Genomic DNA, 23,622 nt, shown 5'->3' with positions numbered 1-23,622 from the left:
GTGAAAGCACTGCTTGGTTTAGCGGTTTTACTTTGCACGGTTTTTGGGGCTGATCCTGCGCTACCAACTATAAATTTAAGTCTAAATTCTCCAACAAATGCCGAGCAGCTTGTAAATTCTCTAAATGTTTTACTAATCCTCACTGCACTTGCACTCGCTCCTTCGCTCATTTTTATGATGACAAGTTTTTTAAGGCTTGTTATCGTATTTTCATTTTTGCGCCAAGCGATGGGTACGCAACAAGTGCCTCCTTCAACAGTGCTTATCTCGCTTGCGATGGTTCTTACATTTTTTATTATGGAGCCAGTTGGGCAAAAGAGCTATAATGATGGCATAAAGCCTTATATAGCTGAGCAGATAGGCTATGAAGAGATGCTTGATAAGAGCTTAAAGCCTTTTAAAGAATTTATGGTAAAAAACACAAGAGAAAAAGACCTTGCACTTTTTTTTAGGATTAGAAATTTGCAAAATCCAGCAAATATTGAAGAGATACCGCTAAGTATCGCAATGTCAGCTTTCATGATAAGTGAGCTAAAGACATCTTTTGAGATAGCGTTTTTGCTCTATTTGCCATTTCTTGTCATCGACATGGTCGTAAGCTCAGTACTGATGGCTATGGGTATGATGATGCTTCCTCCTGTAATGATCTCACTACCATTTAAACTACTCATATTTGTACTTGTTGATGGCTGGAATTTACTAATAGGAAATCTTGTAAAAAGCTTTCACTAATGAAAAATTTTTTATTCATTTTTTTGCCGGTATTTTTGCTTGGTTCAAATTTAAGCGTGATCGCAAACAAAGCAACGCAAAATGAAATTTCAAAGATCAAAGAGCTTGAGTTTAAAAGAGCAAATTTAAACGATGAAGCCACATTAAGCTCATATATGCCAAGTCTTAGCCTAGAGGGCTCATACGGCAAAAATGCAAGCACTTTTCCAAGTATAGTCGCTAAAGAGTCAGCCGGTGTGCTAGCTAGGATAGATTTTTTGCTATATGATGGCGGAGCTAGAGAGGCTAGACTAAAGATGAGCCAGCTTTTAAAAAACAAAGCCGTGATCGCTAGTGATGAAGCTAAAAACTACCTTGCATTTAAGGCTGTAAATTTATACTTTAACGCAGCTGCGCTTGAAAATATAATCACAGCCAAACAGGCTCAAGCAAATTTTTTAAAAGGTGTTTTAGATAAGCTTGAAAAGGCAAACATTGCAGGCCTTGCCGCAAAAGATGAGCTTGAAAATGTAAGGGCTAAATATTACTTAGCTAATAGCACGCAGCTTGAATACAAAAACAAAATGGAGCAAATTTTAAATGAGATAAATTTGCTAACTGGTGAGCAAATTTTGCCAGTAGCTGGAGCAAAGATGGCTGATATTAGCTCAAATTTAGCTTCAAAAAATGCCGAGCTTGATAGACTAAGCCAAGATATATTTTTAGGCGAGGTCAAGCTTAGCGAGACAAGAGCTGGCTTTTTGCCTCAAATTTTGCTTTATGACACCTATGGATTTTACAAAAATAATTACGATATCGATCTAGGCAGGCTTAGTTCTTACCGCTCATACGTGGATAAATACCTAAAAGAAGATACTCATGGCAATAAATTTGGTATCGCTTTTAAATGGAAAATTTTTGATTTTTTCGCCACTAGTAAGATGAGTCAGGCTCAAAAGATCGCACTTGATGAGGCAAGGCTAAATTTGGAGTATAAAAGGCGTGAAAACGAGACAAAGCTTAAAAATTTGCAAAGTGAAATTGTGGTGCTTACTTCAAAAATCGCTTCACTAAACGAATATGTAAGAGCAAGCGATTTGGCATTAAAAGCTAGCTATGAGAAGTATAACTCTGGGCTTTTGGGATATAGTGACCTGCTTGAAGCACTTTCTCAAAAATTTGATGCCATTAGTCTTTTTGAGAGTGCAAAAGATGAGCTTGAGATCAAAAAAGCGGAGTTCTTTTTTGAAAATGGCGAGCCGATTTTAGAGAGGATTAGGGATTGAAAAAGCTGATAATTTTAATGATATTTGGCATTTTTTCATTTGCTAGTGAGGAAATTTTTGCTGACTTTGAAGTCTATGCCAAACAAAGCTCAAAGCTCGCATTTGAGAGCAGTGGCAAAGTGGATAAAATTTTTGTAGATGTATCAAGCCACGTTAAAAAAGGCGACGTTTTAGCTAGCCTTGATCAAAGTAGCCTAGAAATCGCTCTAAAAAAGGCAAAAAATGATCTTGAGCTTGCAAAAAATGCTAGTGAATTTGCAAAAAATACTTTAAGTAAATTTACTCAAGTAAGGGACGTCACTTCAAAGCAAGAATTTGACGAGGTAAAGTATAAATTTGACGAAGCGATACTTCGGGTTCAAAGTGTACAAATTGCTATTTTAAATGCGCAAGATCACCTTAAAAAAGCTGTTTTAAAAGCTCCTTTTGATGGCGTTATCGCTAGTAAAAATGTCGAGCTTGGCGAGAGTGCTTCGCCGCTTCAGCCAGCCTTTGTCTTAAACTCTGAGGAGGCTAAAATTTTAATAGCGATCGATGAAAAATATGCAAATTTAGTAAAAGTTGGTGACATTTTTAAATTTAAACTTGACGCAACAAGCGATGAAAAAGAGGTAAAAATCGCTCTCATCTATCCAGAGATCAAGCGAGAGACTAGAAAATTTTACGCCGAGGCTTATGATATGAGCTTAAAACCTGGCATGTTTGGTCAAGGCAGAGTGCTAGTTAGTAAAAGAAAATGATAAAAACAGCCATCAACCGCCCTATAACTACATTAATGGTTTTTTTAAGCCTCGTTGTCTTTGGCATCTACTCGCTAAAGACGATGAATGTAAATTTATACCCACAAGTAAATATCCCAATCGTTAAGATCACGACCTACGCAAACGGCGATATGAACTACATCAAGACAAAGATCACGCAAAAGATCGAAGATGAAATTTCAAGCATTGAAGGTATCAAGAAAATTTACTCAACAAGCTTTGATAACCTAAGTGTGGTTAGCATCGAATTTGAACTAAATAAAGATCTAGAGAGCGCTACAAACGACGTCCGTGACAAGATGCAAAAGGCACGTCTAAATGCAAACTACGAGATAGAAAAGCTAAATGGCCTATCTTCAGCCGTCTTTAGTCTCTTTATCACAAGGCTTGATGGCAATGAAACTAAGCTAATGCAAGAGATCGATGACGTGGCAAAGCCGTTTTTGGAGCGCATTAGCGGCGTTTCAAAGGTCAAGACAAATGGCTTTTTAGAGCCAGCGGTGAAAATTTTACTTGATAGATTTAAGCTTGATAAAAACGCCCTTAGTGCAAACGAAGTGGCAAATTTGATAAAGGTTGAAAATTTAAAAGCGCCGCTTGGCAAGATAGAAAATGAACAGATCCAAATGGCGATCAAGTCAAATTTTAGCGCCAAAAGCGTAGATGAGATAAGAAATTTAACGATCAAACAAGGGGTCTTTTTAAAAGATATCGCAAGCGTTGATCTTGCTTACAAAGACGCAAATGAAGCTGCGATAATGGATAAAAAAAGTGGCGTTTTACTTGGTCTTGAGCTAGCCCCAGACGCAAACGCTCTAACCGTGATCGCTCTAGCTAAGTCAAAGCTAGATCAGTTTAAAAGCCTGCTTGGCAGCGAATACGACGTAAAAATAGCCTACGATAAGAGCGAAGTAATACAAAAGCACATCGATCAAACCGCCTTTGATATGATCCTTGGCGTCTTGCTAACTATCGTGATCGTATATCTGTTTTTAAGAAATTTCTCGATCACTATCATCTCAGTCGTAGCGATCCCAACTAGTATCGTGGCAACATTTTTCATCATAAACGCCCTAGGCTACGACATAAACCGCCTAAGTCTTATCGCCCTTACGCTTGGCATTGGAATTTTCATAGATGATGCGATCGTCGTCACTGAAAATATCGCTAGCAAGCTAAAAGATGAGCCAAATGCCCTAAAAGCAAGCTTTGCAGGTATAAAAGAGATAGCATTTAGTGTCTTTGCGATCTCGCTCGTTCTGCTTTGTGTCTTTGTGCCTATCGCCTTTATGAGCGGTATCGTTGGCAAGTACTTTAACTCATTTGCGATGAGCGTGGCAGCTGGCATCGTCATATCATTTTTTGTGAGCATTTTTCTTGTGCCAACTCTTAGTGCTAGGTTTGTAAATGCCAAACAAAGCGGTTTTTTTCAAAAGAGCGAGCCATTTTTTGAGGCACTTGAAAATGGCTATGAGAAAATTTTAGCTTTAGCGCTTAAATTTAAGCTCATATTTTTATCCATAACGCTTGTGGTCGTTGTTTGCTCATTTGCTCTGGCTAAATTTGTAGGTGGTGATTTCATGCCAAGCGAGGATAACTCGGAGTTTAACATCTACTTTAAGCTTGACCCATCACTTAGCCTGCAAGCTAGCAAAGAGAGGCTAAAAGATAAAATTTCACTCATAAATACCGATCCTCAGGTAGCTTACGCCTACTTCATCCTTGGCTACACAGACGCCAAGCAGCCTTATCTTGTAAAAGCTTACGTTAGGCTAAAGGAGCTAAAAGATAGAGCTAATCACGAGAGGCAAAACGCTATCATGCAGAGGTTTCGCGACAAGCTAAAAAGTGACGATATGAGTGTCATTGTGGCTGATCTTCCGGTAGTTGAAGGTGGCGATGTGCAGCCAGTTAAGCTTACTATCACATCTGAAAATGGCAAAGATTTAGAGAAATTTGTACCAAAGATCAGCAAGATGCTAAAAGAGATAAATGACGCAACGGATGTAAATTCGCCCGAAGAAGATCTGCTAAAGCGTGTGCAAATTTCTATCGATGAAGATAAGGCAAAAAGGCTAAATTTAGACAAGGCCAGCATTGCAAGCGCTGTTTATAGCGCATTTAGCCAGAATGAGGTCTCTGTTTTTGAAAACGAAAATGGCAAAGAGTATGAGCTTTACATGCGTCTTGATGATAAATTTAGAAGCGATACAAATGATATCTTAAAGACAAAAATAAGAAGCAATGAGGGCTTTTTTGTCACACTTGGCGATGTGGCGACGATTAGTTTTGAGCAAAAGCCAGCTAGTATTTCAAGGTTTAATAGAGCTGATGAGATAAAATTTCTAGCAAATACCAAAAACAACGCTCCGCTAAATAGCGTGGCAAATGAAATTTCAAAGAAGCTTGATGAAATTTTGCCAGCAAATTTCAAGTATAAATTTTTGGGATTTGTTGAGCTGATGGATGATACGAATGCCTCTTTTATCTTTACAGTGAGCGCTAGTGCTGTGCTTATTTACATGGTGCTTGCTGCACTTTATGAGAGCTTTTTGTTGCCATTTCTTATCATGCTAGCCATGCCACTTGCCTTTTGTGGTGTGGTGATAGGGCTTTTTATAAGCGGCAATCCATTTAGCCTATTTGTCATGGTTGGCGTCATCTTGCTCTTTGGTATGGTCGGCAAAAACGCCATTTTGGTGGTTGATTTTGCAAACCACTTTGCAAATAACGGCATAGAGGCAAACGAAGCTGTGAAAATGGCTGCTAAAAAGCGACTAAGGGCTGTTTTGATGACCACTTTTGCGATGATATTTGCCATGCTGCCTCTTGCTCTTAGCAGGGGTGCTGGCTATGAGGCCAACTCGCCTATGGCTATAAGCATCATCTTTGGGCTCATTAGCTCGACTTTGCTAAGCTTGCTTGTCGTGCCAGTGCTTTTTGCATGGGTCTATAATCTTGATAAATTTATAAGAAAATTTTATGAAAGGGAGAGAATTTGAAGAAGATTTTGGCGGTTTTGCTCTTTGCTTTGCCTCTTTGGGCTGGAAATTTACTAGAGATCATCGCTCTGGCGCAAAGTGCGAAGCTTGAGAGTTTGAAAGAATTTAATAAAAACGAATATATAAATAAAAACAAGAGTAACAAACTAAATTTATCCCTTGATGGCAGATATACCTTTGTGCCTGACGAGCTAAAGGGCGGGTATATGACAAAGGCTGGATCGATAACCGCAAAGGTCGAGTATCTCATCTTTGATGGCGGTGCGAGCGAGGCTGCTGATAAAATTTTAGACCACAAGGGCGTGGAGAAAATTTACAAAGACGAAGAGCTGATGAATCTTACTGCTTTTCAGGTCGCAAAGGTCTATTTTAATGCCGTTGCACTAAATTCGCTTATAAATTTAGAGACAAAATTTATGGATAGTTTTGCAAAAGCTGCGGCTGAAAATGAGTTTTGGTTTGAGTATGGCGAGATAGATAAGAGCGAATTTGATGCGATAAATTTTACTCTTGATAAAAAAAGAGCCGAGCTAGACGAGCTTGGACTTAAGCTAGCTGAGCTAAACTCAAGGATAAATTTGCTCTCAAATGGTGAGATCAGCTTTAACGCTGGCTCAAAGATAATGATGCCTGATTTTAGTAAAGATGATATAAACGCAAAACTTGGGGCGATGGAGCAAGAAAAATTTATAAAAGAGCAAGAAAATGAGAAGCAAAAGAGTAAATTTGCTCCAAAAATTTACTTAAAAGATACGCAAAGTGTGAATAATAACAGCTTTAAAAAAGGCGAAAGAACGACTTCACAGATGATAGGCGCTTACGCTGATGCGAACAGGCCTAGAGTGGAGTTTGAGTGGAAGCTACCTGATAGCTTAAGTCTTAGCAAGCAAAGTCAAGTTAAACGCATTGAAGAGCAAAAGGCGGCACTTGATCTAAGCGATGAGGAAAATAGGATAATCACTCGCCTAAAAGAGCTAGAAAGCGCGATCAAAGGCTTAAATGCAAAGTTAAATTTGCAAGATTTGAAGCAAGGTAAGCTTGATAGTGATTTTATTGATCTGCTAAATGGCTATCTTGATGGCGAGATAAAATATGAAGAATTTTTATTTGTGAGTGAGAAAAATTTTAGCGATAGGGCAAATTTTATCCTCGATGGCGATTTACTTGAGCTAAATAAGCTTGAGTATTTTTTTGAATGTGCAAGAAAAATAAATGAGGTGATAATTGAATAAACTGATCTTTGTAACCATTTTGTGGGCGTTTAGCTTTAGTTTGATAGGTGAGTTTTTAGCTGGCAAGGTTGATAGCTATTTGGCTGTTTTTATTCGGGTTACGCTTGCGAGCTTAGTCTTTTTGCCATTTACAAAATTTCGTGGCATCAGCCCAAAACTAGCATTTGGCATCATGGCGATCGGAGCGGTGCAAATAGGACTTATGTATCTATTTTATTACAACTCATTTTTGTATCTAAGTGTGCCAGAAGTCGCACTTTTTACCATTTTTACGCCGTTTTATGTGACGCTCATCTACGACGCATTTAGCTTTAAATTTAGACCACTTTATCTATTTAGTGTTGGCGTTGCGGTTTTTGGAGCTTTGGTTATAAAATATGGCGCTATAAACGATGGTGTATTAAAGGGTTTTTTGCTAGTGCAAGCGGCAAATATCTGCTTTGGAGCAGGGCAGAGTGCATATAAAGCACTTTTAGAAAAATTTGACGTGGACCAAAAAAATGTCTTTGGCTACTTTCATTTTGGTGCATTTTTTGTAGCTGTCGTTGCACTTCTTACTCTTGGCAATCCAGCCAAATTTTCTCTTACTTTAACGCAAATTTTAGTGCTTCTCTGGCTTGGAGTGGTCGCTAGTGGGCTAGGGTATTTTATGTGGAACAAAGGCGCTTGCGAAGTCGATAGTGGCGTGCTTGCCATTATGAATAACGCTCTCATTCCAGCTGCTATCATCGTAAATTTAGTCTTTTGGCAAAAGGACACAGACTTAACTAGGCTAATTTTAGGCGCTGTTATAATGTATATATCTTTGATAATTCATAACAAGATAATGAAATTTTATGGTACGAAGATCGCTTAGGCGTAAATTTTATAGCTAGCAATAGCAAAGCATAAAAGCCCAAGCAGTGGCAAAATGTAGAATATGGATCTAAATTTTATAGCTAGAAGTGAAGCGATATTATAAAAGATAAAAATAATGGCTGGCACAAAAATTTTAGTCGAGCTTAGTCTAAAATTTAAAACATTATTTAGCAATCCATCAAAAATATTGCCATATGAAGCGATATGAAGCGCAGCACTTAATGGATAAAAAACGCTAAAGATGTAGTTGATAGCAAGGACGCTAAGCTGCTGTAAGCTAATGAGCGGAAAGAAATAAAGCACGCAAATTTCCATTGCAAAGCAAACATATAAATTTAAAAGTATAAGATGAACGAAGGGCGAAAATTTATCTTTTAGGTGTTTAAAGTATAAAAATATATAAAAAACGCCCATGAGTGAAAAGTAAAAACCTACGCTAAAAAGTAGCTGCGGAAAGAGCGATATGCTAACAAGCGCTACTATAAAAAGTGTCTTGAAGTTTAAAATTTTAACGCCTTTTAACGCGCAATAAAATCCTAAAATGCTCATTAAGAACGCTCGCAAAAAGCTTGGTATAAAGCCTATTATAAAAAAGTAAAATGACAAGATTATAAAAACGATAATGGCTAGATCAAAGTTGTAGTTTCTAAAAGGTAAAAACCTCGCATATAAAAATTTTAAAAGCGGCCTAAATACAAAAAATATAACTGCGCTTATAAAACCTAAATGATAGCCACTTATGGCTATAAGATGCGCTATACCAAGGTGCGAGACGTCATCTCTTAACTTTGCATCAATACTTGTGCCTAAAAATAGAGCCGAGTAGAGCTGTGAAATTTTGCTATTTTCATGCTGGGCGTAGATTAGTGATTGTAGTTTTTGGTTGATATTTAGCGTGGCTTTTTGTGGCAGTTTTTCGCGTGAAAAGCTAGGCATGTAAAAGGAGGAAGCAAGATAGTCTTTAAAACTAACGTCTAAATTTATGACGCTTAGAAATATATTATCTCCAGCTTTAAAGTCATCCGTCTTTGCTCCAAGCGTATAAAATGAAAACTCATCAGTCTTAAGCTTTAAAATTTGCCTTTTCTTACCGTCATCGCCAAGCTTTTCGTAGCTAGAAATCACGGTTGCTGTTAGCTCTTGTTCACCTTTGTCCATAAAAATTTGATATTTATGATAGCTAATAGCTAAATTTATAGAAAAAATACAAAGGCAAAACAGACAAAATATAGTAAAAATTTCTCTATTTTTTAAAGCTTTAAAACGCATCAGCCTTCAAATGAAACATCAGATACTGGCATTGCAGACATATCTTCAAACCTTGAGTGTTGCTTTTGAAAGAGCACATCAACTGAGCCAGTTTCGCCATTTCTGTTTTTGCCAACGATGATCTCGGCCTTTTCTTGAAGCTTATTAAAGACGTGATCGCTCTTGTACTTTTTGCCCTCGGCACTTGCGCGTTTTTCTTTCTCTTTTTCTTCTTGTTCTAGATAAAACTCATCTCTATAAACAAAAAGAATGATGTCAGCATCTTGCTCGATCGCGCCTGACTCTCTTAGATCGCTTAGCATAGGGCGCTTGTTTGCGCGAGATTCTAGGCTTCTGTTTAGCTGAGAAAGGGCGATGATTGGCATATCTAGCTCACGTGCTAAAAGCTTTAATCCGCGAGAAATTTCAGCTATTTGGACGTGACGATCAGCGTAGTTATTTGTACTCATCATAAGACCGATGTAGTCGATCACGCAAAGTGAAATTTCAGGATGCATAGCCTTTAGTTTTCGCATTTGCGTTCTTACTTGATGGATGTTTACATAGCCGCTATCATGTACAAAAAGCTTGCTAGCAGCAAACTCATCGCAAGCATCGCTAAATCTAGCCAACGCTTCATCATCCATCTTTGCGGTCATTATGTCTTGAAGTGGGATAGAGGTCTTGCTTGCTAGCATTCTCATCATTATTTGCTCAGCTGGCATCTCGAGCGAGAAGAAAACAACTCCGGCATTATTTTTTAAAACCTGACTCATAAAATTTAAACAAAGTGTCGTTTTTCCCATGCCTGGACGAGCTGCGACGATGATGAGGTCACCATTTTTAAAGCCTTTTATCATCTCATTTAGCTTTTTAAATCCAGTATCAAGTCCAACAATATCTTTTTCGCCAAGTAAAGCTTGAGCATTAATATGATCCATCATTTTCATGATGATCTCTTTGCCTTCTTTTATAACTCCAGTGCTTCCACCTTCTATCAAAGAGTAAAATTCCTGGCTAAGATCATCGACCATATCGCGGCTTGGCTTATCTTCATTTACTTTGCTTGGTATATTGTGAGCTATTTTTACAAGACTTCTTTTTATAGATTTTTCTCTTAGTTCATTTGCATATTTTTGAATGTCTATTAGGGAATTTGTGCCCAAAATATCTAGTATTAGCTCTTCGTCGTATTTTTCGCCAAGTCTATTTTTTAAAAATGGCATAGTTATAGGATCATCGCTATTTAGGCATGCCACCATTGCATCATATATTTGCGAATGCCCTTTTAGATAAAAATCCTTTGCCTTAATAATGTCAAAAATTTCACCTAAAATATCGTTGTTTTGCAAAATGGAGCTTAGTATAGCTCGCTCCATATCAATGTCGTAAAGGTTGGTAAATTCTATCTCGTTAACTCTTTGCTTTGCCACAACTTTTCCTTTAGTCTCTACTTTTTATCTCATCGTCGATCTCTTGTAAAAATCTATCTACAAGCTCGCTCTCAGGCAGCCTTGCGACCACTTCGCCATGACGCATTATCATCCCATTTCCTTTTCCAAATGCTATGGCAACATCTGCACCTTTTGCCTCACCTATGGCATTTACCACACAGCCCATGACTGAAACGTTTAGCGGCTCTTTTATACCTTTTGTTTTTTCTTCTACGAGCTTTACTGCTGCCATTAGATCAGCTTGCAAACGCCCACAAGTTGGGCATGAGATGATGTTTAACCCCTCTTTTTGACGGCCACTATCTTTTAAGATCGCCTTTGCGACCTTGATCTCCTCTTCTAACTCACCTGTTATGCTAACTCTCATCGTATCGCCGATGCCTTCAAGCAAAAGCCCACCAAGAGCGATCGCGGACTTGATAGTCGCGTGAAAAGTGGTACCTGCCTCTGTTACGCCTAGATGAAATGGGTAGTTTGTCTTTGGGCGAAGCGCTCTATAAGCTTGCATCGTGCGCTCTACGTCGCTTGATTTAAGTGAAATTTTAATGTCTGTAAAGTCAAAATCCTCAAGAAGCTTGATGTTATACATCGCACTCTCCACCATCGCCTCCACAGTGCGGCCGTAGCGATCCTCAAACTGCTTTTCAAGCGAGCCAGAATTTACGCCTATGCGGATAGGTAAATTTCGCTGCTTGCAGGCATCAACGACCGCTTTTATGTTTTTGGCTGAGCCGATGTTGCCGGGATTTATGCGGATAGCATCGACAAATTCGCTAACGATGAGCGCATAGGTGTGGTTAAAGTGAATGTCTGCAACGACTGGAATAGGTGAGCCCGCAACGATCTGTTTTAGCGCGCTGGCGTCTTCTTTATCAAAAACTGCGCAGCGCACGATATCACAGCCGGCAAAATATAGCCTTTGTATCTGCTCAAGCGTGCCTTTTACGTCTTTTGTCTTTGAAAATGTCATTGATTGCACGGATATTGGTGCGTCACCGCCTATTAAAACATTGCGAATTTTTATCTGTTTTGTTGGGTATCGTTGCAAAATTTTGCCTTTAAATTTTTATTGGGGATTATATAAAATCTTGGCTTTTAAATAAATTTGTTAAAAGTAGTTATAAATATTTTTTTAATTGATAGCATTATATGCTGGTAATATAATCTAGCGTGTAAATTTTATTTTACACACCCCAACTCTAAAAAATCTCTTTCTTTATATATTTTGTATTTTGTCTTATCAAAAATAGTTAAGGTTTTACCTTTGTTATCATCTATAGATTTTCTTATTAAATCTATATTTAAATATTTTGATATGCTCGAATTGCTGTCATGCATTTTTGCTAATATTCTTTGATATGCTACATCTCCAGCATGAAAGCCATCAATAAATTCACAACTATCCTTATAATAATTTCTCATATCATGAAAATCATAATGTTCTATGCCAGTATTATTTATTAAATTTCTAAATTCATTTATGTAATTATACTTATTGCCAAGGCTATCCATTTTCTCAACAACTTCATTTGCTAAGGGCGGTATAAAGAGTATTAATTTTATGTCATTATCTTTTGCAAATTTTATAATCTTATTGAAAATTTCAACTCTTTCTTTAGAGATGTGATTGGCATATTCAAATCTCCTATTGCCATTATCTATTCTATTAAAAGTATTTGAAAAACTTATGTCGCTATTTTCTTTGTCACCTAAAATAAATTGAGAGTATTGATATGAGCCATCTTTTCTAAAACCATTTGAGTATTCCAATGACCTTATTCCTATATTTTGATAATTTGTTATATCATTCTTGTCTCTTGAAATGTATTTAAAAATTTTAAAGTCTATTTCATTTTTTATAATATCAGATAAAATTTTATTTATTTTATCTTTTATATTAGTGCTTTTTTCTTCTAAATTATTGACTAGACTAGGCTGATAATAATTCTCATTAAACCACCAAAAATCTAGGCCTAAGATTATGAGTCTAGGTTTATGATATTTTGTCATTTCTTTTAAGAAAGAGTATCCTTCATTTAAAAAATTCATCGCACCACCAGCTGTTATAAAATTTGTATTAAAATTTTCTTCTCTAAATTGCATAACCCTTGATGATCCTAACGCTATAACCTCTGGTTTTTTATTTTTTATTAATTCTAATTTATACTGAAGTGCATTGAATTCTAAAGGGTTATATACAGCATCTTTTTCTAGCTGAAATTTTACAATTTTTTCTATTGTGGTATTTTCCTTGGCTTTATGTAAGAGCTTGTAAATAAAAAGAGAAGGTATTGATACCAAGAAAAAAGCAAAAAGATACACAAAAAATATGATTATTGAAAGTTTTTTATTTGTCAGCATTTGAAATCCTAAAAATTAAAGTATAGAAATTCTGTTTTTACTGCTATCATTGAGTAAAATGATAGCAGTAGGATAACTATGAGATTAATTATTTTCAGGTAATTTGGTTTAAAATTAGCCATCTTTTCTGTAAGGTTTTTAAAGGCTAAAGCCAAAATAAAACCAAATAAAATAAATAAAAATGTGCTTTTATCCCCGATTCTTTCTATAAAGCCATTAAAACTAATTCCATATTTAGATAAAAACTCAAGCTTTGCTGCTAGAAAATTTGGCAAAACTATTCCACTAAGCCCAAACATCCCTTTTAGTACCTTTAAAGCGTCGTCCCAGTCCTTGGCTCTAAAAAAGACCCATGCGATATTTACGAAGTTAAAGGTTATAAACCAAGCTACGAATTTATTTAGTTTAAAGCCCAGCTCGCTCCAAATTCTATGAATAACCAAGGCAACGCCATGCAAAAATCCCCAAAATACAAATGTCCAACCCGCACCGTGCCAAATGCCGCCTATTATAAAAGTCGTCATTAAATTTATATAAGTTCGAAATTTTCCTCTTCGATTACCTCCTAGCGGGATATAAATATAGTCTCTCAAGAATCTACTTAATGTTATATGCCACCTGTGCCAAAAATCCTGGATATTTAAGGCTTTATAAGGTGAGTTAAAATTTATTGGAAGCTTTATATTAAAAAGAAGCGCCGCGCCTATAGCCATATCGCAGTACCCGCTAAAGTCAAAGTATAGCTGAAATGTATAGCTTAGGCTGGTTGCCCATGCTTCAAATAAATTTAAAACATTCGCCTTGTCAAAACCATTTGTTACCCAAACAGCAAAAGTATCAGCGATAACTACCTTTTTAAAAAGGCCTATTGAAAATATAAATAGTCCAAGTGCTATATTTTTATAATTAATTATTTTATTTCTAGCATTTGCAAACTGCGGCATCATCTCTTTGTGATGCACGATCGGACCAGCGATTAGCTGCGGAAAAAAGGTAACAAATAAGCAGTAGTTTAAAAAGTCATACTGCCTCGTACCCCCCCCCATAGCACTATCGACTAAATAGGCTATTTGCTGAAAAGTAAAAAACGAGATCGCAAGAGGTAAAAGTAAATTTAAATGAGGTATATGAGTGTTAAAGATAAAATTTACATTGCTTATAAAGAAGTCCGAATATTTAAAATATCCAAGTAGCATTAAATTTGCCACAATACCTAGTATAAGAATAAATTTTTTAGAAATTTTACTATCTTCTTTGTTTAGCTTCACTCCAAAGCAGTAGTTAAACAACATGGAGCCTAAGATTAGCGGTAGATAAATGACGTTCCACCAGCTGTAAAAAAAGAGAGATGACAGAACCAAAAAGCCTTTTGCCAATTCTGTAAGGCGCTTTTTATTTAGATAAAAGTATATAAAAAATGTAAATGGCAAGAATAAAAATATAAATTCATAAGAGTTAAAAAGCATTGATGTATCCGTTAAATTTTTGGCGAGATTATAGTAAACATTAGCTAATCCCTAACTAAAGTTGACCGGGTCTATATCAATATCACTAAGCTCGCTTCTGCAAAGATTTGCGGCTTTTAAAAGAGGTATATGAGAGTTTGAGCGAAGTAAAATTTCATATCTAAATTTGCTTCCAAGATACTCTATCTGGCACTTTCCGTATCCTATGATCTCAAGCTCATCGCTTCTTAAAGGTTCTATTCTTTGCACAAATTCATTCAATGTATTTTTTACTATGTGTTCATCTTTATGCGAGATGATAATGCGAAGAAGCCTAGTAAATGGCGGATAAAGCTCTTTTCTGTAATCTATCTCATCTTTTAAAAATGCGTCATAATCACTGATGTAGCTCTCAAAAAAATCTCTTTGTTTGCTTTGAATGATAACTCTACCAGCCCCGTTTCTACCAGCTCTTCCAGCTACTTGCATGGCAAGAGCGATCGTTCGCTCTCTGGCTTTATAATCAGGAAAATTTAAAAGCTCGTCAAATCCCATGATGACAGCAAGCTCTACGTTGTGGTAATCATGCCCTTTGCTTAGCATTTGCGTACCAAGCAAGATATCTATCTTGCCGTCGTTAAATTCCTTCAAAGCCTTTACGAGCTTGTTTTGCGTCGTTATTTCATCTCTATCAAATTTAGCGATTCTAGCATTCGCAAACTCAGCTTGCAGCCGCTCAAGTAGCTCGCTAGTGCCAATTTTTTTGGCCTCTATCATCTCGCTACCGCACTGGTGACAAATTTTTGGCACGGCCATTTTATGCTCGCAGTATTGACACTTTAGCACGTTTTGTTTTTTGTAATAGCTCATACCGATGCTGCAAAATGGGCACTTTAACGTTTCACCGCAGTTTTTGCAGACTAGATATTTAAAATTTGCCCTTGTTGGCAGGCAGATGACAGCTTGCTTTTTATTCGCGAGTGTCTTTGAAATTTCATCTTTTAAAATTTCACTAATTCCAGTCTCGCTCTCATCGAAAATGTAATTTTTTTGCGAATCAAAATATGTCCCTTTTAAGCGAAAATGCTCCTGCTTGTAAAAGCTAGTAAGGCTTGGTGTGGCACTTCCAAGTACCACTTGTAGATCAAATTTGCTAGTTAGAAAGAGGGCGAGATCTCTTGCGTTGTAGTGTGGTTTTGAACCTGTGTTTTTGTAGCTATCGTCGTGTTCTTCGTCGATGATGATGAGTTTTAGCTTCTCAAGTGGTAAAAATAAAGCCGATCTCGCACCTGCAACGAGCCTAACTTTTCCACTTTTTATATCTTTTAAAATTTGCTCTTTTTTCTTTGGCGTGATCTTTGAGTGCCAGACTGCTACTGCCTCGCCAAAGAAGCTCTCAAGGCGTTTTTGCATTTGTGGCGTGAGTGAAATTTCGGGCATTAAAAATAGCGCTTGGCTGCCTACGTTTAAAATTTCTCTGATCTTTACTATGTAAATCTCGCTTTTTCCGCTTCCAGTGTCGCCAAAGATGAGTGAAATTTTACGTTTATTTATAAAATCCAAAGCCTCTTGCTGTTTTTCGCTTAGTTTGGGTGCTACATTAAAATTTTGATTTTCATAAATTTGATCTGCTGCAATAGTGTCATTTGGTTCAAATAAATTTAGGCTGACGCCAAGTTCGCATGTGTAATATTTTGAGATAAATATTGCCAATTCGCTTTGTATTGAAGTTAGATTAATCGGTAGAATTTCTAAAATTTTACTTGTTTTAAACTCTGGTTTGTCAGTCTCTTTTATGATAAAAGCAGTAAGAATTTTGCCTCTTAAAGAAGCTTTTACGCCTTGAAATTTTTCTAGTTTTTGATCGCTTTCATAAGTGAGTGGGGCTAAATTTAGCCCATAAAATGCGAGTATGTAATAGTGCATTATTGAAGTGATTTGCAAATTTCATTTTCATCACTGCAACCAAAATCACCAGTATTTTTGTCGTATTTGAAATTTGCTACTTTGCCATCTAACCTAAATGTATATTTGTCATCGCTTATTCTATGCCAGCCATTTTTGCTGCCGCTATCTTTTATCGGTATATTTATAACATTTTTGAAGAGTTTGCTTGGATCGCCATCGTCTAGTTTTTGTGGAAATTCTGGCTTTGCTTGTAAGATATTGTCATTGTATTTTAGTGAAATTCCGCTTCTTATAGCGGCAAGTTGAGTTTTGGCATTTGAGATGGTAGCATCACTTCTAGAAAAAAATAGCCTAGGTATAGCGACTGTGCTTAAAATACCTAGTATAACTACTATAAATATCAGCTCAAGCAAGGTGTAAGCTCGTCTTTTCATCTCTCTTCTCGCTTTAATATCTCATCAACGTTGCCAGTTAAATTTTTTACCGCCTTTATCACAGCATAATTTTCATAACATTTTTCTATAAAGGCGTTTAAAAGCTCTTTTGGCTCGATGAATTGGCGTCCGCCCATTAAATTTTGCCAGTCATCTTCAAAGAATTTAGCAAAATCATCATCAAGCGTGATCGTGTAGTCGCGAGATGATATCGTGAGCGTGATTTTTTTCATATTTTAGCCAAGCTTATCTGCCAAGGACAGCTTCTATTTTTCTCATTACATCGTCAGCTTCGGTATTTTTCTTGTCAAGATCCTCTTCTAAACGCATGATTTGATTGCTTTTTGCCTCATTTTGTGCTTTTAAAGTTACGATCTCATTACGCAACTCTTCGTTCGTTTTGCAAAGTTCGTCATATTTTGTGATCAGGTCATTTACTTTATCGCTTAGTGTGGTTAAGATAGCGTTGTCTTCAAACATCAAGATTCCTTTAAAATAATAATTAGGCTCGTATTCTAACACGCAGAGGCTAAATTCTTATTAAAATTCTCATTTGACAAAGCACTATCTTTGCTATAAAATTCGCCCAAATTTAAAGGCGATCAATGAGTAAATTTGAAATTTCATCTAAATTTAGCCCAAGCAGCGACCAAGCAAGAGCGATAAAAGAGATAGTAAAAAGTATAAAATCAGGCAACAAATATCAAACTCTTCTAGGCGTGACAGGGTCTGGCAAGACTTTTACCATGGCAAATGTCATACGTGAGCTAAATATGCCAACGCTTATAATGACGCATAATAAATCTCTTGCCGCTCAGCTTTATAGCGAATTTAAGGGCTTTTTCCCAAAAAACCATGTCGAGTACTTCATAAGCTACTACGACTACTATCAGCCAGAGGCCTACATCCCAAGAAGCGACCTATATATAGAAAAGGATAGTTCGGTAAATGAGGAGCTTGAGCGCTTGCGCCTCTCTGCGACGGCTAGCTTGCTAAGCTTTGACGACGTCATCTGTGTCGCCTCAGTCTCTGCAAACTACGGCCTTGGTAATCCAAGCGAGTATAAAGGGATGGTGGCATATCTTAGCGTAGGCGAGAAGATAAGCCAAAGAAAGCTTTTAGAGCAGCTTGTGGATATGGGCTACAAGCGTAATGACAACTACTTTGACAGGGGTGATTTTCGTGTAAATGGCGATGTGGTGGATATTTACCCAGCTTACTACAACGACGAAGCTCTAAGGATCGAGTTTTTTGGCGATGAGATCGATGCGATGTATCATTTTGACGTGCTTGATAACAAAAGACTAAAGGATATCTCTAAATTTACGCTTTATGCGACAAGCCAGTTCATCGTGGGCGCTGATAGGCTAAAGATCGCGATGAAAGAGATCGAAGAGGAGCTTGATGCACGTTTGAAAGAGTTTAACGAGCAGGGCAAGCTAGTCGAGGCGCAGAGGCTAAAGCAAAGGGTAGAGTTTGACCTTGAGATGATGGCAAGTACTGGCATGTGTAAAGGCATCGAAAACTACGCGCGCCACTTAACTGGTCAAAAGCCCGGAGAGACGCCATACTCGATGTTTGACTACTTTGAGATAAGCGGCAAAGACTATCTGGTCATCGTTGATGAGAGTCACGTGAGTTTGCCGCAGTTTAGGGGTATGTATGCAGGCGATAGGAGCCGTAAAGAGGTGCTTGTGGAGTATGGATTTCGCTTGCCATCAGCGCTTGATAACAGGCCACTTAAATTTGATGAGTTCATAAGCAAAAAGGCGAAATTTCTCTTTGTTTCAGCCACGCCAAACGAATACGAGCTTGGTATCAGCCAGGGGCATGTATATGAGCAAATTTTGCGACCTACTGGGCTGCTTGATCCGCTTATCGAGATAAAAGATAGTGACAATCAAGTCGAGGCGCTATTTGACGAGGCAAAGGCGGTCATCGCTAGAGGTGAGCGCGTGCTAGTTACGGTGCTAACTAAAAAGATGGCCGAGGAGCTAAGCCGCTACTACATCGAGCTTGGCATAAAGGTCAAGTATATGCACTCAGACATCGACGCGATCGAGCGAAATGAGATCATTAGGGGGCTTAGAAGTGGCGAATTTGACATGCTAATAGGTATAAATTTGCTCCGTGAGGGGCTGGACTTGCCTGAAGTGAGCCTGATAGCCATAATGGACGCTGATAAAGAGGGCTTTTTGCGCTCGACCACGAGCCTTATACAGACGATGGGGCGCGCAGCTAGAAATGTAAATGGCAAGGTGCTAATGTTTGCCAAAAAGATCACGCACTCGATGAAAGAGGCGATCGATACGACGACTGCAAGGCGTAAATTTCAAGATGAATACAACAAAGCTCACGGCATCACGCCGCACTCTGCTAGCAGAAATATCGAAGAGAGCCTGCACGTCGAGGATGATGGCGAAATTTACAAGCGCGGTAAGAATTTAGAGAGGATGCCAGCTAGCGAGCGAGCCGCGATCGTAAAAGAGTTAAGAAAGCAGATGCTTGAAGCGGCGGCGCAGCTGGAGTTTGAGAAGGCGGCGGCGCTAAGAGATGAGATAGCAAAGATGAGAAAACTTTAAGGCGATTTTGTCTTTTTTGCTATACGTCGTAAAATTTCACTCTACTTCAGTCACATACTATATGTATGCTCCTTTGTATCGTAAAATTTCGCCGCATCTAGCAAAAAAATACTGCCTCTTGAGGTTTTAAAATTACTAAACAAAACAAAAATTTCTTGTCTTGGTGGCTTAAATTTATTTGCTTTATCTTCGGTTGAAAGTTTCTTCGTTTCTGTTTGCAGTTACGAGCTTGCAAAGCAATTAAAATCATCGCAAGATACTTTGCCTTGATACTTTATTGATCAAAATTTAAATTTTCTATTTGTCTAGTCTGCGAAATTTTTAACTGCATAACATTTAAATCTATCACAAAATACTGCCGCCAAAAGCTATGGCTCGGCTCTTTTACATCTTAAAATTTCGCTTGTTTCCCTGTAGCGAATTCTTGTTGCGAGTAGGGCAAAACAAATAGAAATTAAAATTTACTCGTAAATTTCCTTACGTAATTTTTATATAAAAATGAAGCAAGAGATATAAATTTAAGTTCTACTGGCTGGCTTTAAAAAGTAGCTCGATACCGCGCAGACAAGTGAGACTGCAGCGATAAAGTAAAACGAGTGCGTTAGGCTAAAGATGTCAGCGATCTTGCCGATGACCGTCGCAAATATACCGCCGATTGTAATGCTAAGCCCAAGCGTTACGCCAGAGGCTAGGCCGATTTGATTTGGCAGATAAAGCTGTGCAAGGGCGATTGAAGGGCTAAATGATAGGCTGATGCAGGCACTCACGCACATAGAGGCCACGAGAAATAGCCAGTAGCTGTCGATAAAGAGCATTAGCACGACTAGCGGCGCGGCGATGCTTAGGCTTATTTTGATGAGCCTAAACTAAGCCGTATCTATCGGCTAGTGCCCCGCCAAATAGCGTAGAGATCGCACCTGCAGCAAAAAACATACTTAAATTTATATTTGCAGCCTCTTTGCTAAGACCAAAAATTTTGATTAGATAGATGCTGAAAAATGCCGCAAAGCCAAAAGTGACGATAGAGCGTGAAAATATACATAGACAAAGCCTCAAAAATGCGCCCAGATCGTCTTTTAGAGCGCTTGTTTTTTGTGAGATTTGCTTTTTGTGACTGCCTTCTAGCGCTTTTATAAATTTTCCCTTTTTAAGGTATAAAAGTGTTAGAAAAATTTGAGGGATTATAAAGACTAGCGTCCCTTTTAGGCCAAAATTCCCCACAAAAACGGCGACTAAAATGGGCCCAACTGCAAAGCCCACGTTACCACCAAATGAAAATATACTTATGCTTTTGGCTCTATTTTTGGCGTTTGAGGCGTAGTTTACGATCCTTGCGGCACTTGGGTGAAAGAGAGCGGCGCCGATACCGCTTATCATCACGCAAACTAGGATGATGTAGTAGTTTGTCACAAAGCCAGTGAGGCTCATGCCCCCGCCTGCAAGCAGTAGCCCAAGCGGGATGACGTATGGCAGCTCTTTTTTGTCGCTTAGGCGGCCGATAAGTGGCTGGATGAGTGAGCTTGCTAAATTTGTGGCGGTCACGAGCGAGGCAGCTGTGGCGTAGTCGTAGTGGTAGCTCGCGATGAAAAAGGGTAGCATCGCACCAAGCGCGCTTTGGTTTATGTCGCTACAAAAGTGCCCAAGCCCCATTAGATACTTTAAATTTTCCGCCTTTTTCATCTAAAATAGCCCTTTTAAAAGCCCCTTTAAATTTTGTTTTTCACCGCTTGTGTCATCATCATCTTTGCCAAGCTTTTTGTCTAAAAATCTACCTATCTCTTTTTTGACCTTATTTTCAAGATATTGCGATCTGACGTCGTATTTTAGCTTGTCTGTCGTGCCTGAAATTTGCACGTTTAGATCGGTCTTTTCTAGCCTGCAAACAAGCGGCGCGTTAAGCATTTTTGTAGCAGTGTTATAAGTGCCGCCTGTAACCTTTATATCGCTCTTTGGCGAGCTTAAATTTACGTTAAAAACAACGTTATTGCCCTTTATGTCACCGTAAATTTTGCCGTCTTTGTAAATTTCTTTTGTGATGTCCTTGCCGGTGAAGGTTTTTATATTGTTTGTGAGATTTGTGTTGGCTAGGTGACCCTCTTTTAGCAAGATGTCAAATTTGCCGAGCTTTTGCTTTGTTTCGTAGTCAAATTTAGCATCGCCGTTGCCGTCATATAGATGATCCAGCCCCAAAGTCTGCGTTAGCCCTTTGACTTCAAAATTTTTTAGCACCGCATCAAGCGCGCCACCTTTGTAGTTTGCCTCGAGTTTACCATTGAATAGATCATCTGAAGTAGCTTTTACGCTTAGATCATCCACTTTACCGTTTGCCGTTACGATGGCTGCAAATTTACCGTGAAGCTCGCGGCCAGCTAAAAATGCAAGCTTATTTAGCTCTGAAACTACCGCTTGAAGCTTTAAGCTTAGCGTGCTTATGCCCACGTCAAAGCTGCCATCTATACCCTTTATATCAGCTAATGAGCTAAGAAAGTCGCCACTAAATTTTGCTACGTCGCCTTTATAGTCTAGGCTCAAATTTGAGCTAAATTTCTCATTTTCTGGGAATTTTTTATCAAGTATTTTGCTAAGCGCTGCGGCGTTAAATTTGCCATCATTTAAAGCGATCTCAGCGGCGATGCTTTGGCTTTTGCTAAAGATATTTTGCCCCTTTGCTTGCACATTTGCCTTAGCGTTTGCCAGTCTGTCGTTGCCACTAAGTGCTAAAATTTCTCCTAGCTGCGACTCTTTTAGGCTAAGATCAAGATTTTCATTTTTTATAGTGGCGTTTAGTTTGCCAGCAAAGGCATCGCCACCTAAATTTAACTCATCTATCTTGCTATCTTTGACCTTTACATCGCCCGCAAGCATCATCTTTGAGCTAACCTCAAAGCCACTAACCGCTTTAAATTTCTCAGGGTCGCTAATGAGCAGGGCAAATTTGCTAAAAATTTGGCTGTTTTTTAGGTCATAAACGCCCTTTATATCCTTTAGCTCTCCAAGATCGCTAAGCACGTTTGCGTCAAAATTTACAAGCTCGCCTTTTGCTATGGCGCCACCTTTAAGCTCAAATTTCGCCGCATTTTTAAGCTTTGCAAGACCATTATCTATAAGGCCATTTTTTATCTCAAATTTAGCCTCGCCCGCAAGCTTTTTTAGCTCGTCAAAGCCGCTAAAATTTGCATTTAAATTTATCTCTCCGTCTGCGTAGCTAGGCTGCAAGGCAAGTACTAGAAGCTCTTTTAGCTTGATGTTAGCCGCATTTATGGTCAAGTTTTTACTATCAAAATTTGCATTTATCTTACCACCAAGCCCGTTTATCTCAGCTTTTAGGTTTTTAAGGGCATTTTCTTGCATCGTAATTTCGCCATTTGCATCCACGGCGCCACTTAGCTGTTGCCCCAAAAGCTTGCCAAAAAGAGCAAGATCAGGCACATTTAGAGAAAAGTCGCTCTTTAAATTTTTGCTACTTAGATCATAAGTCGTCTCATTTGCTTTTAAAGTAGCTTCAGGTGCGATGATAATGGTTTTTGCGCTCACTTTTTCATTTGCAAATTTAGCATTTACGCCGCCTTTAAAGTTTATATCTTTTGCTAAATTTAGTCCAAATTCATTTTTTAGAATTTCTTTGTTTATCGTTGCACCGCTTGCTAAAATTTGAGCGTTAATGATCGGCTCATTTTTCTCATCAACCCCTTGCATGTTGCTCGTTAGATCAAGCTTGCCGCTAGCTAAATTTGGATTTTTAGCAAGAGCTGATATCTCAGAAAGCTCGATGTCTTTAGCATCAAGATTTAGAGCTTTTGGTAGGTAGTCTTTTAAATTTGCGTTTAAATTTATGTTTGAGCCAAGCGCCGTGCCAGTTGCTGTTAGCTTGAAGTCGCTAAATTTACCAGCCACGTTTGCTTTAAGTGCGACATCTTTTTTTAATCCAAGCTTGCTAGCCTTTGCCATGTTGGTGTTTATGTCTATGTTTAAATTAATACTTTGAGCAAGTAACGAGAGATCGCCATTTGCCTTTAAATTTATGGTGCTCATCGCGGTCGCTTCTAAATTTAGCGTGCTAAGCCCAAGGTTAAAATCTTTAAATTTGATGTCGATACCGCGAGCGAGTGCCTCTTTTTCTATTTTGTTGGCTATAAATTTATTACCAAAAGAGCTAAAGATAAAGCCAAAAATGCAAAGGATTATCAGCCCCAAAGCCACTACTAAATAGGCTATTTTTTTCATAAATTTCCTTTATATTAGTTTTACATATCATAAAACTTTAGTGTAAGTGACTAAAGTTTTAATAAAATTTAACTATAAATTATTGACTTTTTTAGAAAAAAGTGCTAGGATCTCAT

General features: G+C 38.1%; 19 protein-coding genes. 7 read left to right on the top strand and 12 right to left on the bottom strand.

Annotated elements, in window-relative coordinates:
* Nucleotides 1-9: 9 nt before the first annotated feature.
* The 6 genes from fliP to CYO92_RS01820 are packed head-to-tail and all read left to right on the top strand — an operon-like array spanning nucleotide 10 to nucleotide 7,848.
* Entirely contained in the window at nucleotides 10-732 is a 723-nt protein-coding gene (gene fliP / locus CYO92_RS01845; RefSeq protein ID WP_413784126.1) for a flagellar type III secretion system pore protein FliP, read from the top strand.
* On the top strand, nucleotides 732-1,997 hold the full coding sequence (locus CYO92_RS01840; RefSeq protein WP_103589340.1) for a TolC family protein: 1,266 nt from the start codon (nucleotides 732-734) through the stop codon (nucleotides 1,995-1,997). Before fliP ends, CYO92_RS01840 begins: the two co-directional genes overlap by 1 nt.
* Entirely contained in the window at nucleotides 1,994-2,737 is a 744-nt protein-coding gene (locus CYO92_RS01835; RefSeq protein WP_103589339.1) for an efflux RND transporter periplasmic adaptor subunit, read from the top strand. The genes CYO92_RS01840 and CYO92_RS01835 overlap by 4 nt, the downstream gene beginning before the upstream one ends.
* Nucleotides 2,734-5,760 (top strand): efflux RND transporter permease subunit, encoded by a 3,027-nt coding sequence (locus tag CYO92_RS01830; protein WP_103589338.1) that lies wholly within the window; start codon nucleotides 2,734-2,736, stop codon nucleotides 5,758-5,760. The genes CYO92_RS01835 and CYO92_RS01830 overlap by 4 nt, the downstream gene beginning before the upstream one ends.
* The gene (locus CYO92_RS01825) at nucleotides 5,757-6,992 is read left to right on the top strand and encodes a TolC family protein (protein WP_103589337.1); all 1,236 of its coding nucleotides are present in this window, start codon (nucleotides 5,757-5,759) and stop codon (nucleotides 6,990-6,992) included. Before CYO92_RS01830 ends, CYO92_RS01825 begins: the two co-directional genes overlap by 4 nt.
* The gene (locus CYO92_RS01820; RefSeq protein ID WP_103589336.1) at nucleotides 6,985-7,848 is read left to right on the top strand and encodes an EamA family transporter; all 864 of its coding nucleotides are present in this window, start codon (nucleotides 6,985-6,987) and stop codon (nucleotides 7,846-7,848) included. The genes CYO92_RS01825 and CYO92_RS01820 overlap by 8 nt, the downstream gene beginning before the upstream one ends.
* Here CYO92_RS01820 and CYO92_RS01815 read toward each other — a convergent pair.
* The 9 genes from CYO92_RS01815 to CYO92_RS01775 form a co-directional block, all read right to left on the bottom strand.
* The gene (locus CYO92_RS01815; RefSeq protein ID WP_258033815.1) at nucleotides 7,845-9,008 is read right to left on the bottom strand and encodes a ComEC/Rec2 family competence protein; all 1,164 of its coding nucleotides are present in this window, start codon (nucleotides 9,006-9,008) and stop codon (nucleotides 7,845-7,847) included. The two genes, CYO92_RS01820 and CYO92_RS01815, sit on opposite strands and share 4 nt — an antisense overlap.
* Before the next feature lie 110 nt (nucleotides 9,009-9,118).
* Nucleotides 9,119-10,531, bottom strand: a complete 1,413-nt coding sequence (locus CYO92_RS01810) for a replicative DNA helicase (protein ID WP_103589335.1) — start codon at nucleotides 10,529-10,531, stop codon at nucleotides 9,119-9,121.
* Nucleotides 10,532-10,541: 10 nt separating this feature from the next.
* Nucleotides 10,542-11,600, bottom strand: coding sequence for a flavodoxin-dependent (E)-4-hydroxy-3-methylbut-2-enyl-diphosphate synthase (gene ispG, locus CYO92_RS01805; protein ID WP_085658583.1), 1,059 nt, complete (start codon nucleotides 11,598-11,600; stop codon nucleotides 10,542-10,544).
* 131 nt (nucleotides 11,601-11,731) lie between these two features.
* The gene (locus CYO92_RS01800; protein ID WP_103589334.1) at nucleotides 11,732-12,913 is read right to left on the bottom strand and encodes a DUF1574 family protein; all 1,182 of its coding nucleotides are present in this window, start codon (nucleotides 12,911-12,913) and stop codon (nucleotides 11,732-11,734) included.
* Nucleotides 12,914-12,921: 8 nt separating this feature from the next.
* Nucleotides 12,922-14,379, bottom strand: a complete 1,458-nt coding sequence (locus CYO92_RS01795) for an MBOAT family O-acyltransferase (protein WP_103589333.1) — start codon at nucleotides 14,377-14,379, stop codon at nucleotides 12,922-12,924.
* Nucleotides 14,380-14,430: 51 nt separating this feature from the next.
* Nucleotides 14,431-16,284 carry a primosomal protein N' gene (locus CYO92_RS01790; RefSeq protein WP_103589332.1) on the bottom strand — a complete coding sequence of 618 codons (1,854 nt, stop codon included), beginning with the start codon at nucleotides 16,282-16,284 and terminating at the stop codon, nucleotides 14,431-14,433.
* Nucleotides 16,284-16,700 (bottom strand): type II secretion system protein, encoded by a 417-nt coding sequence (locus CYO92_RS01785; protein ID WP_084042158.1) that lies wholly within the window; start codon nucleotides 16,698-16,700, stop codon nucleotides 16,284-16,286. The genes CYO92_RS01790 and CYO92_RS01785 overlap by 1 nt, the downstream gene beginning before the upstream one ends.
* Complete coding sequence (locus tag CYO92_RS01780) at nucleotides 16,697-16,933, bottom strand: hypothetical protein (protein WP_054196819.1); 237 nt, start codon at nucleotides 16,931-16,933, stop codon at nucleotides 16,697-16,699. The genes CYO92_RS01785 and CYO92_RS01780 overlap by 4 nt, the downstream gene beginning before the upstream one ends.
* Before the next feature lie 13 nt (nucleotides 16,934-16,946).
* Nucleotides 16,947-17,180, bottom strand: a complete 234-nt coding sequence (locus tag CYO92_RS01775; protein ID WP_021091279.1) for a cell division protein ZapB — start codon at nucleotides 17,178-17,180, stop codon at nucleotides 16,947-16,949.
* 125 nt (nucleotides 17,181-17,305) lie between these two features.
* On the opposite strand from CYO92_RS01775, the gene uvrB reads away from it, so the two are divergent.
* The gene (gene uvrB / locus CYO92_RS01770; RefSeq protein ID WP_103589331.1) at nucleotides 17,306-19,282 is read left to right on the top strand and encodes an excinuclease ABC subunit UvrB; all 1,977 of its coding nucleotides are present in this window, start codon (nucleotides 17,306-17,308) and stop codon (nucleotides 19,280-19,282) included.
* 518 nt (nucleotides 19,283-19,800) lie between these two features.
* On the opposite strand, the gene CYO92_RS09295 is transcribed toward uvrB, so the two are convergent.
* The 3 genes from CYO92_RS09295 to CYO92_RS01760 are packed head-to-tail and all read right to left on the bottom strand — an operon-like array spanning nucleotide 19,801 to nucleotide 23,506.
* Nucleotides 19,801-20,103, bottom strand: coding sequence for a hypothetical protein (locus tag CYO92_RS09295; RefSeq protein WP_180997982.1), 303 nt, complete (start codon nucleotides 20,101-20,103; stop codon nucleotides 19,801-19,803).
* Between the two features lie 40 nt (nucleotides 20,104-20,143).
* Nucleotides 20,144-20,962 carry an MFS transporter gene (locus CYO92_RS01765; protein ID WP_180997862.1) on the bottom strand — a complete coding sequence of 273 codons (819 nt, stop codon included), beginning with the start codon at nucleotides 20,960-20,962 and terminating at the stop codon, nucleotides 20,144-20,146.
* A complete protein-coding gene (locus tag CYO92_RS01760) occupies nucleotides 20,963-23,506 on the bottom strand; it encodes a tryptophanyl-tRNA synthetase (RefSeq protein WP_103589330.1) in 2,544 nt (847 codons plus the stop codon).
* Between the last annotated feature and the right edge of the window lie 116 nt (nucleotides 23,507-23,622).

The organism is Campylobacter concisus (assembly GCF_002913715.1).
In the GTDB taxonomy this organism is placed as follows: domain Bacteria; phylum Campylobacterota; class Campylobacteria; order Campylobacterales; family Campylobacteraceae; genus Campylobacter_A; species Campylobacter_A concisus_AG.
The sequence above is the reverse complement of the archived record's forward strand: the minus strand, read 5'-3'. Positions and strand labels throughout refer to the sequence as shown.

What these genes read in the sequence shown, in the direction of transcription:
- uvrB (WP_103589331.1), top strand. Translation starts at nt 17,306, where the DNA reads ATGAGTAAATTTGAAATTTCATCTAAATTTAGCCCAAGCAGCGACCAA.
- CYO92_RS01785 (WP_084042158.1), bottom strand. Translation starts at nt 16,700, where the DNA reads ATGAAAAGACGAGCTTACACCTTGCTTGAGCTGATATTTATAGTAGTT.
- CYO92_RS01790 (WP_103589332.1), bottom strand. Translation starts at nt 16,284, where the DNA reads ATGCACTATTACATACTCGCATTTTATGGGCTAAATTTAGCCCCACTC.
- CYO92_RS01815 (WP_258033815.1), bottom strand. Translation starts at nt 9,008, where the DNA reads ATGGACAAAGGTGAACAAGAGCTAACAGCAACCGTGATTTCTAGCTAC.
- CYO92_RS01800 (WP_103589334.1), bottom strand. Translation starts at nt 12,913, where the DNA reads ATGCTGACAAATAAAAAACTTTCAATAATCATATTTTTTGTGTATCTT.
- CYO92_RS01840 (WP_103589340.1), top strand. Translation starts at nt 732, where the DNA reads ATGAAAAATTTTTTATTCATTTTTTTGCCGGTATTTTTGCTTGGTTCA.
- CYO92_RS01780 (WP_054196819.1), bottom strand. Translation starts at nt 16,933, where the DNA reads ATGAAAAAAATCACGCTCACGATATCATCTCGCGACTACACGATCACG.
- CYO92_RS01795 (WP_103589333.1), bottom strand. Translation starts at nt 14,379, where the DNA reads ATGCTTTTTAACTCTTATGAATTTATATTTTTATTCTTGCCATTTACA.
- CYO92_RS01765 (WP_180997862.1), bottom strand. Translation starts at nt 20,962, where the DNA reads ATGAAAAAGGCGGAAAATTTAAAGTATCTAATGGGGCTTGGGCACTTT.
- CYO92_RS01775 (WP_021091279.1), bottom strand. Translation starts at nt 17,180, where the DNA reads ATGTTTGAAGACAACGCTATCTTAACCACACTAAGCGATAAAGTAAAT.
- CYO92_RS01760 (WP_103589330.1), bottom strand. Translation starts at nt 23,506, where the DNA reads ATGAAAAAAATAGCCTATTTAGTAGTGGCTTTGGGGCTGATAATCCTT.
- CYO92_RS01830 (WP_103589338.1), top strand. Translation starts at nt 2,734, where the DNA reads ATGATAAAAACAGCCATCAACCGCCCTATAACTACATTAATGGTTTTT.